The organism is Legionella busanensis (assembly GCF_900461525.1).
GTDB classification, from domain to species: Bacteria; Pseudomonadota; Gammaproteobacteria; order Legionellales; family Legionellaceae; genus Legionella_C; species Legionella_C busanensis.
In genome coordinates, this window is record NZ_UGOD01000001.1 from 65,355 (window position 1) to 77,890 (window position 12,536).

The window sequence follows — 12,536 nt, forward strand, 5'->3', positions numbered from 1 at the left end:
TAAGTTGATAAAAAAATTTAATGGGTAAAAGGAATTGCTGAAAAAACCCTTTTCGTAAATTAGAGAGATTTTTAATGAATAAAAACATCTTACCCACCCTTTTTGTAATAGGAAGTATTTTTACAATACCACTATCGGCTGCAAATTTTTTTCATAAATTAATGCCTAGTAAAATGTCAAATCAGTTTAAGGACTTACACCCAGCAAAACAAGCGAAACAGCAAGGTATCAAATATACAAATTTTTCCGGCAATTGGTCAGGTAATTGTGTCATAGGTAATTTTCCAGCAATACCGATGGATTTCACTATAGAAAATGATGCGGAGTATTTTAGTATAGATGATGAAGAATTTAGTATAGGCGCTCTTCATACGCAAGGAACTTCAGGTGGCGAAAATAATGAGGCAGCGTTTGACCACCAGGTATTTGAATGGAATCAGGATATGTCTAAGTTAACCTTAAAAGGCATGAGTTTTGAAAAATATTCAGATACTAAATTTAATACTACGGAAGCTATTCTTACGCAGATGACTCTTTCTTTAAATAATGAAAAACTGATTATGGAAGGTCAAGTTATAGGGTTTGTTGATTTGGAACCGCAAACACAGAATGTAAGCTGTGCTTTTACCAAAAAATAAATATACATATTAATGTTAGTTTGTCTTAACTAGGTTGTACGAAACTAATAAAAAATGGTAGGTTAGCTTGGGCTCAACCTACGTTTATTTTTTAACTCAAGGACCATTAGCCCCAGCTAAGATATTCAATTTTGTCCAGCCACACTTGGAAAGTGCTTCTACAGCCCTGCATTCATGACTTAGCAAAAAAACCAGGTGAAATTCTAACCAAATTAAAGCTTTTAAAATTTTTCGCATAAGTTTATACTCCAGCGTTCAAATTGACTTATATATGTATAAAATGCCAAAAAATTTCAATAATTTGTTAGAAGGTGATAAAACCTCTCGGAAAATTCACTTTTTTTTACAAAAAAAGTCTTTTGGTATAGGAGAGCAAACCCAAAGTGATAGATGGTCTGCTATTAAGAAAGTAAAACTTACTCTCTTTTATGATATAGCTGATAAAGCTATGATAGAAAATACAACTCAATACGGTATATTTCATTCAGGATTGGAGTGGACTATTCTTGATGAAGAATTAAATCAATTAAAAATTATACCTCAAAAAAGCGTAATAATAGACGTTACTCTTTTAATCAAAAAGTCTCCAGATACGCCTTGGGCTGTAAAATTTATGTCTTACCCTAGTGTAGAAGCAACTAGCGCTTTTCTAGTATTAGGAGGGCTTTTAGCGTTAACTGCGGCGCTTATCACTTTAATACCACCGGTTGGAGCAGCAGTAGCTGTAAGTAGCGCTAGCATTGCATTAGCTGGAGGCATTCTTCTTACTATAGGTTTAACCCTGGCACTTATAGCACGCCATTGTCAAAATAAAGTTGATAATGCACCTTTAAAAGAAGAGGTCGATTTAATTGTAGAGCAATCCGGTACGCTCGATTCTAGGAGGTCAGTTAGTCAGCAAGCAAAAGAGGCTTTAATGCCGCAATTTTTCTCTGTCAAGAAAGACAAGAGTGAAATTGATGAAGAATTTCCTACAAATATCTATAGTAATAATTGAGCTTTATTAGTATATAAATTAGACGCTAAACTTATAATTTATCTTTGTTTATAAAAGCTATTTTCCCTCTTAAATTTAGCAATTATAAAATTTTGTACTATGTTTAAACTGTAGTAGTGAATTATGGACTATTAACGAAAGAGGGAAGAATATGAAAAAGTTAATACTCACAGCAACTTCTGTTGCTATACTTTCAGCAGCCTTAGCTGGCTGTGGTTGGAATACTATGGACAACATGGGTGGTGCTGTAGTTAGAACAAGCACAGGTGTTGTAAATACAACTGGTGCAGTTGTTACTGACACAGTTGGTGGTGGCGTAGCTGTGTTAACAGGCCAACCTGTTGTTTATCGAGATATGGTTGCTTACCGTAAGCATGGTGTTATTTATCATAATGGACATACTTATACTGTTAAACATGGCCGTTATGTTATGATGCACTAATTTAGTTTGCCTTTCATTAACTAGTTTAATGAAAGGCATCTTTACCTACCTTTAAATAAAGTTTTTCTACGTTTTCTATTCTTTTATCAAATTAAAATTCATAGACATTATTTTTAAAAATTAACTTATGCTATTTGCTTAATCTTATCGGGAAGCGATAAAATTATAATTATTTTTCTATATTTAATTAGTAATAGCGGAATAGATTATGCTTAAGTATAGGTATATTTAAAGTCTAAATAAGCATGATAATTAGCTGAAGCATTTATTAATCTAATTCATTATCACGGGGAGTAGCGCTCATGAGGATAATTCTGGCTGGCTTGCTTTTAGTAACAAGTAGCTTGTTAACAGGTTGCTGGACAACTCAATCCGGACAGAAGTCAGGTATTATTGTCAAAGTCGCAAAAGAAGGTCGTTACTGGGGTACGTACGAAGGGGAGTTAATTCGTGGTGGGCTTGATAATGCAAGTGGCGCAACTGGCAAAGAGTTTCATTTTACGCTTGGTCAATTTAAATCAGATTTAGTAAAGAAAGCCATTTTAGCCATGGAAAGTAATAAACATGTGATGCTGACTTATCATTGTGAAGCATTTACTTTTCCTTGGAGTGGTGAAACAAAATGCTTTGTTGATGATATTAAAATTTTAGAGTCTACTATTAAAGGACCTTAAAGTAGTTTTCTAGTTAGCAGGCTTATAAATAAAACCCTAACTTTAGGGTTTTATTTAATTTAATGTTAATTGATCAATGAATGCTGCGCCCATTAATTGTGAAGGTGTTCGATACCCACCTTTTACTTGATTTTTTAAAAGATATTCAACAATTGCTAAGCTACCTGTGACTGTAAGGGCGTATCCATTACCTGTGGTAATACGCATAGTTTTACTGTCACCCATAGTGTTTTTAACTTCTCCCCAAACATAAGTAACAAGATTTTTAAGTTGCTTAGCATCGGGGCCTTTTTGGGCTGCAGCCTTCTTTTTTAAAAAATTTTGTACAAAGTTTAATTTTAGAAGCCACCGTAAGTAATTGGCTTTTTTAAGGGTAGATAGATTTTTTGGAGAGATAGGAAGATAGACTTCAATATTAGGTATTCTGGTTGTGTAATAAGCAGTGCTCACGTCGCCCCAAGGAATAGTGACGGCTAATTTTTCACCTTTACCAAAATCAATTTTACGTGTTTTCCACCCTAATGGGACCGTTTTTAGTTCCCCACTAATACGCACCTTACCTCCCTCCGCTAAACCTTCGACCGCCGTTTTTGCTGTGCCTGGTGACAAAGTAGAGTTAGAATCAAAGCCTAGTGCTAAATAATTGGCATCTGGCAGCGCTTGCTTTAATTTTGCTGCGACGCAATCTGTAGGTATAACATCAAAGCCAGCGCCTGGACAAAGGACAATATTAGCCGTTTTTGCTTGGTCATTTTGACCATAAGCATATTCAAAAACACTGATCTCACCTGTAATATCTATATAATGTGTATTTGACTGAATACAGGCTGAGATTAATGGCTGGCTGGTAGAAGAAAAAGGACCGGCGCAATTTAAGATTAATTTTATATCAGCGAGTTGTTTTATTAAGTCAGCTTGCTCGGATAAGCTAAAAACTCGGCTTGTAAAGCCTAATTCATTAGCCAATAAGTGAATTTTATCAGCGTTACGTCCAGCAAGAATTGGGTTAAGTCCTCGCGCTTTTGCTTCTCTTGCTATTAATTCACCCGTATAGCCATTTGCGCCATAAATCATCCAATTATTCATTATTTTATTCCATAAAATAAGTCTGATGAGGTCTTATCTAAATCATTATCAAAATTTCTGCTCTTATCATAGCGTTATTCATAAAAACAAATAAAGAAGAGAAATAAATAAATTTGTATATCTATAATTAACACATATAGATTGTAAAGGGGTTTGTTATGGCGCCTAGATTTGAAAAAAGGGCTAGTGATTCGAATAATAAATATCTAGTTTTTCTTGCGGACTGTAACAACCTTAATGAAATAACTACTCACTACCTAAACTTATCTGACGTGCAAGAAGCTCGAGCAGACCTGAATAATTTAAATGAAATTATTTCTATAATAGAAACCTGGCAAGCTCAAGGTTTCGACTCTAATTATATTTCTAAGGTAATTGATCAAGTAAAAGATAGAATGGGCTTTGAGGCAATTGAAAGGGAAGTAAAGTCGAAAGAGAGCTACATGCAAAGTTCAAAAGCAATTCTGGGCCAAAATTCTCCATATGAACTTTCATTAGAGGAATTAATATTATTATACAAACTGTTAGGCCGGTCTAAAGATAGCAGAGGTATTGATGAGGCCTTATCACGAGAAGATTTCATCACACAATTACGAAATTTAGCTGAAGATAAGGTCAAAGATAATGGAAATCAGGAAATAATAGCTAGTATTGAAACAATTATTAAAAAAATAAATAATCCTACAATAGGGGAGCTTGATTTAGCAAGGGGCAGAAATAATCCCGATAAGCTGTGGGATTATTTAAAATTTACCTTAAATAGAAAACTTAATCAGGCATATCAATTTATTGAGGAGCGAGATATGTATCATGAGACTCTCCTAAGGCAAAAAGCAATGGAAAGAGGGATTCAATTTTTAACCGGTGATAACAGCAGGACTGCTTTACAACTTTTAAAAGAAAAAAAGGAGAAGATTCAAGCTTATCTTGCCCCTATTGATGCTATTAACCGCGATATGAGTAAATATGGGATTCAATCTACTGTAAATGCTACTAACCTGAAAAAAGATTTAAAAAAAATTTAAAATATGATTAGCAAAGAAAAACGTCGGGGGGATGATCCTGAAAAGATTCATAGCCTTCAACTAAAAGAAAAAAAATTGTTACAATTAATGAAACCGGAGCGGTTCGCTGAAATTCATCACACCATACGAGAACATATTAAATGGGTAGATGTAATAAAGCTGACGCGATATGCAAGTGTAAAACAAGAATCAGAGGAAGAGTTTGAAAAAGGACTCTTGAGAGCAAATAAATCACAGTCTCTGCCCAGAACCAATCATCCTCAAAGATTTTTTAGTTCTACTGATGGCAATTTAACGGAAAGGGAAAGGAAAGTTATTGAACGGAACATGCAAAAAATTAAGTTACTAAGGGAAATGGCGAGTAGCACGCCTGAAAGTGATGTTCCAACAAGGGTAAAAATAGAAAGCTGGAAAAAAATAGAGGCAGAGATAGAAAAATTGGAAAGTAAAAATGAAACAATCCTGTCTAAAGCAGGAATGTCAAGCAAAAGCCCTGCTATAGGAGTAATAGAAAATCAAATTCACTACTTAAAAGAAGGTATAAGAGGTGTTTCCTTAGAGGGTAAAAGCAAAGTTTCTCTAGAAAAAGTATCAAAACATTTAGAAGTTGTAAAAGAGCAGATAGAAACGCTACGAGTTGAAATTGACAAATATCGCGAAGATGCAAATACATCAAGGCAAATAAGCCAGCCTATCTAATTAAATAGGTAACTATTAACCCAACTTTTAAATAGCGTTAATAAAAGTGACCTAAGGCATTTAAGCCAGGAACAGAAAAAAGTTGTTTATCCTGAAGACGTAAAGCCGTAAGACGCCCGCCCCATAAGCAGCCTGTATCCAGAGCATAAATACGAGGATGGGGACTCCTACCTTGTAGAGCTGCCCAATGGCCAAAAACAATATCTGCCTCAATTTCTTGCCTTCCTGGCACAGAAAACCAAGGTATAAATTGGGGCGGAGCTTGCTCAATAGTCCCTTTATATTCCAGATGTAATTCACCATGAGTTCCGCAAAAGCGCATACGGGTAAAATAATTGGTAATTACTCGCCACCTCTCAAAACCTGTAAGATGGGGCGACCAAGAATTCGGTAGGTTGCCATACATATGGTTTAGATAAGCTTGGTAATCTTCACCCTGTAAAACAGCTTCTAGCTCTAAAGCACATGCCTTGGCTGTAGCTAAATTCCATACCGGTGCTATGCCAGCATGACACATGACCATATTAAATTCTTCACTGTAATAAAGAAAAAGCTGTTGACGTAACCAGTGCCCTAGTTCATATCTATCATCGGCTATTAAGATTGCTTGTAGCGTGTCGTCTTTATTTGTCCTTGAAGCATTACCAAAGATTTTATTTAATAAATGTAAGTCATGATTGCCTAATGTCATAGGGGAGGTAATAGGTAAATTTTTAACAAACCTTAAGACTTCTAAAGACTGGGGGCCGCGGTTGACTAAATCACCAACAAACCAAAGTTTGTCCATATGTTCGTTAAATTGGATATGGTCAAGTAAACGTAAAAGAGACTCAAAACAACCCTGTATATCACCAATAACATAGTCAGCCACGTGATGTTAATCCAGAATTTAATTTTTGCTCTGGCGTTTTTGCAGCAGTTGCTTGTTGCCATTGCCCCGCTGTATTTAATATCTCTAGTGAATGAGTGACATTTGTTTGTTGCGGTGCAGTAAAATTACTAGAAAATTGCGCTGAATGAATAACTTCAATATCTGATAAGGTTAATGTTTTGCCTGTGTTTAAGTTATAGAACTGAACTGAAGCAGGTAAGGCAACCGCATAATGGCTAAATACAATACCACTTTGCATTTGCTTAGTATTCTTTTGCTCAAAGCGAGCTAAAGTGTTACCGTCAGGGCCAACTTCATGTAATTTTAAGGATAAAAACGCATTTTGAGCAGCTTGCCAGTTTTTATATTCAGGATGTTCTCGAACAAACCATTTAAAAATATCAGGAGACATTAATAAGCCACCGGGTACCATATACAACGGTGCTTTATTAATCATAATAATTCCGGACTCTAGGGATTTAGTCAGCCATTGGATAAATTGTGTACCTATTTGTTGTTCCAAATTACTAATAGATTCTGGCACGCTGCCCGTGAAAGTGCCTGTCCTACTATAGCGATTATTTTTACTACTTGTAAGTTTAAAGTTTAATTGATTAAGATATCGTTGTATTGCAATCGCATCAGCGCGAATTAATATAGCGCCCAATGTTCCTGCTGAATAAAGATCTTCATTGAGTAAGGCAAGCCAAACAGCTAAAACTTGCGTATTGGAAACAATCCAACTAAAGCCACTGGTTGGCATTAATGTTCGTGCTAAAAGAATATTTAAACGCCTACGTAATTCATTGTCACTTTCTTTTTGAAAAGAGTAATCATAGCAGCTACCTACAGAAGCTAGATTTTCCAATAAGGGATTCCATAATTTTAGAAATTGCCCATTATTATCATAAAGTTCAACGAGATAATCGATTTGTAATTTGCCAATACCTTGTAATAAGGCTGCAGAAAATAAAGTATATTGCCATAATTTTTGTTCTTCAGAATAGTCAGTCTCTTCTTCAAGTAACACAAATTTTTTAAATAAATTAAGTGCTGCTTCAGTTCGATTAAGCGCATAATCTAATAACCCACCCTGCTGAGAATAGTAACTATTTGAAGTTTCAGGTAAATTTTGTACATGATTAACTAGATTATGAATAATACTTAAACAAAGGCTATCAAAGCGTGAGGTCTCTAAAGAGCATGCGCTACGAATTTGCTCCAGCAATAAAGCCCTTTTTTCTTCAGAAAGTATTTCTTCTGCAGTTAAGATTCGCGTTAAATCCTTTAAGGGCTTAGCCTGTCCTGTACCTTTTTTACTGTACCGATTAAACAAGTTAATCTCCAAAAATTTAGCCATAATTTATAATATTACCGTTTATTATTTAAATTTATTTTGTCTGCTAAAAAATTAGCCACTCTAATATAGTTTAGTAGACTAATTTGTTCAGGCCTATAACCAGCATCAATTCCTAAGTTAGTTAATTCTTGTGCGCTAATAAGTGATTTTAAATTATTAGCTAAGGTCTTGCGTCGCATCGAAAAAGCGGTTGCTACTAAATTTTGTAATATTTTAAGGTCAGCCGCTGGATGAGGTAAAGTTAAGTAAGGTACTAATTTTACTACCGATGAGTTGACCTTGGGCTCAGGATAAAAAGCCTCTGGCGGTACATCAAATAAAGGGGTTACTTCACAATAGTATTGGACGATAATACTTAAACGGCCGTAGTCCTTGCTACCAGGTTCTGCACTTAATCGTTCAACAACTTCCTTTTGCAACATAAAATGCATGTCTTTGATATTTTTAACAAAAGATAACAGATGTAAGATTAAAGGGGTAGAAATATTATAAGGTAAATTACCTACAATACGTAACTGACTTCCCCAGGTATCATAAGGAATAGCTAGTGCATCAGCCGCTATAATTTCTAATTGATCTGGCTTAAAAGCTTGGCTTAGAAAGGCCTGTAAATCTCTATCAATTTCAACCGCTCTTAGTTTTTTTAAATGTTTTAACAGTAGATGGGTTAATGCGCCTTTACCAGGGCCAATTTCTAAGACATTATCATCAGGATGCAACCTAAGTGCATTAATTATATTTGCAATAATAGCCTGATCTTTTAAAAAATTCTGGCCAAATCGCTTGCGTGGCTTATGTTTCACTTAATTACCTCAAAACACCTTAAACTGTATTTAATAGCTTATTATATCGCTTTAAGGCTATATAAAGGTATTATTTTAACTTGTAGTTTACAGTCTTGACAGGAATTAGATAGATAATAATGGGTTAGCTAAGGCTGCAATTATACTAAGTAAAATGTTCTTTTCCTGTGAATTTTAAGCTGCATAATTAAAAATTTTGCAGAAAGGTTGCTCCTAATCAAGAATAAAATTATGCTAATTTAAAACTTAACTTATCAAGCGAGTTCATGTTAAGCCACTTATTAGAATTAAGACAACGTGCGTTGCTTGTGATAAGTATTTTTCTATGCTTTTTTTTACTGTTTTTTTATTTCTCGCAACAGCTATTTTATTGGCTTGTAAAGCCGTTGCTTTCTATTTTACCGGCTGATAATTTTATTATTGCGACACAAATTACGTCTCCTATTCTAACACCACTCAATTTAGCTGCTGACACAGCCTTACTTTGTACCGCGCCAGTCGCGCTTTATCATATTTGGCAATTTGCAGCGCCGGGACTTTATGCACGTGAACGACAAAATTTAGGTAGTAGTATTTTACTAAGTATTTCTTTATTTACTATGGGTGTGCTGTTTTGCTTTTATATTGTATTGCCTTTTATGTTTCAGTTTTTTACCAAAGCAACGCCTTTCCCAGTTAAGATTATGCCTGATATGGCAAGCACACTCGATTTTATTACACGGATGTTGCTGTTATTTGGTTTTTGCTTTCAAGTACCACTTGTCTGTTTAACATTAGCTCGCCTAGATTTGGTGAGTATCACCACCTTACGACAAATTAGGCCGTATATTATTGTGGGTGCCTTTACTGTTGGAATGTTATTAACGCCACCGGATGTTTTATCGCAAGTTATGCTCGCAGCCCCTCTGTGTATTTTATATGAGCTTGGTATTATTTTAGCTTCTTATAAACAGAAAAATACTTAAGTTTATAAACATAGTAACCGATATAAAACATGTTCTACCTTTATTAGAGGGAGGTGACATGCAAAAAGTGGCAAAGTTTAATATTGGTGATTGCGTTGTACATCAACAGCATGGTTATCGAGCAGTTGTTATCGATATTGATCCCCTCTTTCAAGCTTCAGGGCGCCCTAACCCGCAAGCGACTAAGCGTGATTTTGCTACGCGTAACGCTTGGTATCGTTTATTAGTTGATAACAGTAGTCAAACAACTTATGTGGAAGAATGCCATTTAAAAAGCGATCTTTTTGAGCATGAAATAGATAATCCGAAAATTTCTTCATATCTTAAAATACAACAGGGCCGTTATTATAGTACTGTAAGTAGGCATTAAGTATTTCTAACCATAAGTATTAATAAGCCTACAAAGGCAATTAAAATAATAGCTAGTATTCCCATAGTAAAAAAACTCTTATTTAAATTGTCGCGACTAAATAAATCGGGCCTAGATTTAATACTGCGATACATAAACCAAATAATTAATCCTGCACCAATAAGTCCTAAAATTTGATAAAATGTTTCCATTTAATTACTCCTTTTTTGCTTCAAAGCTAAATGCATCAGAATACATATGATGAGTTGGAATTCCTTGCACAACTAATGCATCGCGGATGTCATAGACCATATCAAATGGGCCACCAATAACAATTTCGTACTTATCCAGGTCATGTGGATGTTGTTGAACAATATAATTAGCAATTTTATCTTTTATATTGGTATTAGATAAAAGAGGAAAATAACGAAAATGGTCAACATGGGCTTGCCATTGTTTTACTTTTTCATCCATATATAAATCACTTTGGGAGCGCGCACTCCAATAAAGCTCAAAAGGCCTTGCATCACCCGTAGCTAATAATTGTTCTATCATCGCTTTAATAGGTGCAAAGCCAGTTCCCCCAGCAATAAACAATATAGGCGACTTAGCTTTTAATTTATTTAAATGACAATCGCCAAAAGGCAAGCGAATATTAACAGCACCTTGCTTTTTGATTTCGGCAAAAAGGGTGCGATTACAAAAGTCTTGCTGGACATGTCGAATATGTAGCTCATATTTATGAGAGCCTAAGGGCGCATTAGCAATGGAATAACTTAAATAGTCATTTATTGAGAAAATTTGTAAATACTGTCCCGCCTGGTAATCAATGTAATGACTGGGTGAAAGTATTAGTTTGATAACTCTATCAGTTAATGGCGCAATACGCTCAACCTGTGCACTAATTAAAGCCTGATTCACGATGATAGTCCTAAATGTTGCCAATAAGCTTCCACAGTTTGTACAACATCCTTGTCCATGGTTATAGGCTCGCCCCATTCACGTTGTGTTTCACTGGGCCATTTACTTGTTGCATCTAAACCCATTTTAGAACCTAGTCCTGAAATAGGTGAGGCAAAATCTAAGTAATCAATAGGTGTATTATCCATTAAAACAGTATCACGTGATGGGTCCATACGCGTCGTCATCGCCCAAATAACATCCTGCCAATTTCGTGCATCAATGTCATCATCACAAACAATAACAAATTTTGTATACATAAACTGTCTTAAAAAAGACCAAACGGCCATCATAATTCGCTTAGCATGACCAGGATATTGTTTGGTGATGGTAACAACAGCCAATCGATATGAACACCCTTCCGGAGGCAAATAAAAATCGACAATTTCCGGAAACTGTTTTTGCAATAATGGTATGAATACTTCATTTAAAGCAACACCTAAAATAGCCGGTTCATCAGGTGGGCGGCCAGTGTAGGTACTATGATAAATAGGTTGATCGCGATGGGTTATTCGTTCTACGGTGAAAACAGGAAAAGCCTGTACTTCGTTATAATACCCAGTATGATCACCATAAGGACCTTCCGGTGCTTCAACGCCAGGCTCTAGATAACCTTCCAAAATAATCTCTGCAGTCGCTGGTACATGTAAATCATTACCTATACAACGGGTTAACTGAGTGCGTTGACCACGCAGTAGCCCTGCAAAAGCATATTCAGAGAGCGTGTCAGGAATAGGAGTCACAGCCGCAAGAATAGTTGCCGGATCAGCGCCTAAAGTAACCGCAATAGGAAAACGTTCCCCGGGGTAAGTTTGTTGCCAGGCTTGAAAATCTAAAGCGCCACCGCGATGTGATAACCACCGCATAATCAGTTTATTTTTACTTAGCACTTGTTGGCGATAAATACCCATATTTTCGCGTGCTTGCTGCGGGCCTTTAGTCGTTACCAGTCCCCAAGTAATTAAGGGCGCTGCATCTTTAGGCCAACAAGTTTGAATAGGTAGGCTATATAAATCGACCTCATCCTTCTCCCATACATGAGTTTGGCAAGTTGCATAGGTAATGTATTTAGGTGCCATATTTAAGGCTTGTTTTAACAGAGGTAATTTGCTGAAAGCGTCCTTAAACCCTTTAGGGGGCTCAGGTTCTTTTAATGCAGCTAGTAATTTACCTACCTCTCTTAAAGCTGTAATACTTTCCTCACCCATACCTAATGCGACTCGTTCTACTGTTCCAAAAAGATTAGTTAATACAGGCATTGAAGCTTGTTTAGGTTGAGTAAAAAGGAGCGCAGGCCCTTGAGCTTTTAAAACTCTATCGCTAACGACAGTCATTTCGAGATAGGGCGATACAGGATAATTAATACGTTTTAATAAGTTACGGGATTCAAGTTGTTCAATAAAATCCCGCAAGTCAGAATACTTCATATTATTTTAGGGTAAATCATTTAATACGGATTATGTCATAGTCTTTCTAGGAAAGAATAGTTTTATTCATTAAGCTTTATACTGCGTTGCAAGTTCACTTGTCTCAGTGTTGTACGCTTATATATACTCCTTCACCTCCCTCATGAGAATCTTAAGTTTTACTCTAAGCTTGCCACCAAGATTAAAAATGGTATAGTGCAGCTAGATATGATTTAAATTTAACCATGAAGACTTTTAAGG

The 12,536-nt window shown here is 35.7% G+C and carries 15 protein-coding genes; 8 read left to right on the plus strand and 7 right to left on the minus strand.

Translation table 11 applies throughout. The features are described from left to right. Positions 1 to 74 precede the first annotated feature (74 nt). The 4 genes from DYH30_RS00275 to DYH30_RS00290 all read left to right on the plus strand — a co-directional run bounded on the left by DYH30_RS00275 (position 75) and on the right by DYH30_RS00290 (position 2,751). Positions 75 to 638: a hypothetical protein gene (locus tag DYH30_RS00275; protein WP_115329467.1), complete on the plus strand. Its 564-nt coding sequence runs from the start codon at positions 75 to 77 to the stop codon at positions 636 to 638. A 271-nt stretch (positions 639 to 909) separates the two neighbouring features. Beyond that, positions 910 to 1,635, plus strand: a complete 726-nt coding sequence (locus DYH30_RS00280) for a hypothetical protein (protein ID WP_115329468.1) — start codon at positions 910 to 912, stop codon at positions 1,633 to 1,635. Positions 1,636 to 1,786: 151 nt separating this feature from the next. After that, positions 1,787 to 2,077 carry a hypothetical protein gene (locus tag DYH30_RS00285; RefSeq protein WP_115329469.1) on the plus strand — a complete coding sequence of 97 codons (291 nt, stop codon included), beginning with the start codon at positions 1,787 to 1,789 and terminating at the stop codon, positions 2,075 to 2,077. 302 nt (positions 2,078 to 2,379) lie between these two features. Then, entirely contained in the window at positions 2,380 to 2,751 is a 372-nt protein-coding gene (locus tag DYH30_RS00290) for a hypothetical protein (RefSeq protein ID WP_115329470.1), read from the plus strand. 54 nt (positions 2,752 to 2,805) lie between these two features. Here the strand turns inward: DYH30_RS00290 and DYH30_RS00295 are convergent, their stop codons facing one another. Further along, positions 2,806 to 3,837, minus strand: a complete 1,032-nt coding sequence (locus DYH30_RS00295; RefSeq protein ID WP_115329471.1) for a saccharopine dehydrogenase family protein — start codon at positions 3,835 to 3,837, stop codon at positions 2,806 to 2,808. A 158-nt stretch (positions 3,838 to 3,995) separates the two neighbouring features. Between DYH30_RS00295 and DYH30_RS00300 the strand changes: the two genes are divergently transcribed. Together DYH30_RS00300 and DYH30_RS00305 are read left to right on the plus strand one after the other, a co-directional pair. Next, a complete protein-coding gene (locus tag DYH30_RS00300) occupies positions 3,996 to 4,862 on the plus strand; it encodes a hypothetical protein (protein ID WP_115329472.1) in 867 nt (288 codons plus the stop codon). Between the two features lie 3 nt (positions 4,863 to 4,865). Next, positions 4,866 to 5,561, plus strand: coding sequence for a hypothetical protein (locus DYH30_RS00305; protein ID WP_115329473.1), 696 nt, complete (start codon positions 4,866 to 4,868; stop codon positions 5,559 to 5,561). Positions 5,562 to 5,598: 37 nt separating this feature from the next. On the opposite strand, the gene DYH30_RS00310 is transcribed toward DYH30_RS00305, so the two are convergent. The 3 genes from DYH30_RS00310 to rsmA are packed head-to-tail and all read right to left on the minus strand — an operon-like array spanning position 5,599 to position 8,595. Next, positions 5,599 to 6,432, minus strand: coding sequence for a symmetrical bis(5'-nucleosyl)-tetraphosphatase (locus tag DYH30_RS00310; RefSeq protein ID WP_115329474.1), 834 nt, complete (start codon positions 6,430 to 6,432; stop codon positions 5,599 to 5,601). Further along, positions 6,425 to 7,768 carry a TraI domain-containing protein gene (locus DYH30_RS00315; protein WP_174233261.1) on the minus strand — a complete coding sequence of 448 codons (1,344 nt, stop codon included), beginning with the start codon at positions 7,766 to 7,768 and terminating at the stop codon, positions 6,425 to 6,427. Before DYH30_RS00315 ends, DYH30_RS00310 begins: the two co-directional genes overlap by 8 nt. Before the next feature lie 35 nt (positions 7,769 to 7,803). Beyond that, complete coding sequence (rsmA, locus tag DYH30_RS00320; RefSeq protein WP_115329476.1) at positions 7,804 to 8,595, minus strand: 16S rRNA (adenine(1518)-N(6)/adenine(1519)-N(6))-dimethyltransferase RsmA; 792 nt, start codon at positions 8,593 to 8,595, stop codon at positions 7,804 to 7,806. 266 nt (positions 8,596 to 8,861) lie between these two features. Between rsmA and tatC the strand changes: the two genes are divergently transcribed. Both tatC and hspQ read left to right on the plus strand, forming a co-directional pair. Further along, a complete protein-coding gene (tatC, locus tag DYH30_RS00325) occupies positions 8,862 to 9,560 on the plus strand; it encodes a twin-arginine translocase subunit TatC (protein WP_115329477.1) in 699 nt (232 codons plus the stop codon). Positions 9,561 to 9,618: 58 nt separating this feature from the next. Next, the gene (hspQ, locus tag DYH30_RS00330) at positions 9,619 to 9,930 is read left to right on the plus strand and encodes a heat shock protein HspQ (protein WP_115329478.1); all 312 of its coding nucleotides are present in this window, start codon (positions 9,619 to 9,621) and stop codon (positions 9,928 to 9,930) included. Here the strand turns inward: hspQ and DYH30_RS00335 are convergent. Genes DYH30_RS00335 through ubiD form a run of 3 tightly spaced genes read right to left on the minus strand, consistent with a single transcriptional unit; the run spans position 9,927 to position 12,296 of the window. Next, complete coding sequence (locus tag DYH30_RS00335; protein WP_115329479.1) at positions 9,927 to 10,121, minus strand: hypothetical protein; 195 nt, start codon at positions 10,119 to 10,121, stop codon at positions 9,927 to 9,929. The two genes, hspQ and DYH30_RS00335, sit on opposite strands and share 4 nt — an antisense overlap. 4 nt (positions 10,122 to 10,125) lie before the next feature. After that, entirely contained in the window at positions 10,126 to 10,830 is a 705-nt protein-coding gene (locus tag DYH30_RS00340; protein ID WP_115329480.1) for a ferredoxin reductase domain-containing protein, read from the minus strand. After that, on the minus strand, positions 10,827 to 12,296 hold the full coding sequence (gene ubiD / locus DYH30_RS00345) for a 4-hydroxy-3-polyprenylbenzoate decarboxylase (protein WP_115329481.1): 1,470 nt from the start codon (positions 12,294 to 12,296) through the stop codon (positions 10,827 to 10,829). The genes DYH30_RS00340 and ubiD overlap by 4 nt, the downstream gene beginning before the upstream one ends. Between the last annotated feature and the right edge of the window lie 240 nt (positions 12,297 to 12,536).

Excerpts from the sequence above, each read along its gene's own strand:
- DYH30_RS00275 (WP_115329467.1), top strand. The coding sequence starts at position 75 with ATGAATAAAAACATCTTACCCACCCTTTTTGTAATAGGAAGTATTTTT.
- DYH30_RS00280 (WP_115329468.1), top strand. The coding sequence starts at position 910 with ATGTATAAAATGCCAAAAAATTTCAATAATTTGTTAGAAGGTGATAAA.
- DYH30_RS00285 (WP_115329469.1), top strand. The coding sequence starts at position 1,787 with ATGAAAAAGTTAATACTCACAGCAACTTCTGTTGCTATACTTTCAGCA.
- DYH30_RS00290 (WP_115329470.1), top strand. The coding sequence starts at position 2,380 with ATGAGGATAATTCTGGCTGGCTTGCTTTTAGTAACAAGTAGCTTGTTA.
- DYH30_RS00295 (WP_115329471.1), bottom strand. The coding sequence starts at position 3,837 with ATGAATAATTGGATGATTTATGGCGCAAATGGCTATACGGGTGAATTA.
- DYH30_RS00300 (WP_115329472.1), top strand. The coding sequence starts at position 3,996 with ATGGCGCCTAGATTTGAAAAAAGGGCTAGTGATTCGAATAATAAATAT.
- DYH30_RS00305 (WP_115329473.1), top strand. The coding sequence starts at position 4,866 with ATGATTAGCAAAGAAAAACGTCGGGGGGATGATCCTGAAAAGATTCAT.
- tatC (WP_115329477.1), top strand. The coding sequence starts at position 8,862 with ATGTTAAGCCACTTATTAGAATTAAGACAACGTGCGTTGCTTGTGATA.
- hspQ (WP_115329478.1), top strand. The coding sequence starts at position 9,619 with ATGCAAAAAGTGGCAAAGTTTAATATTGGTGATTGCGTTGTACATCAA.
- DYH30_RS00335 (WP_115329479.1), bottom strand. The coding sequence starts at position 10,121 with ATGGAAACATTTTATCAAATTTTAGGACTTATTGGTGCAGGATTAATT.
- ubiD (WP_115329481.1), bottom strand. The coding sequence starts at position 12,296 with ATGAAGTATTCTGACTTGCGGGATTTTATTGAACAACTTGAATCCCGT.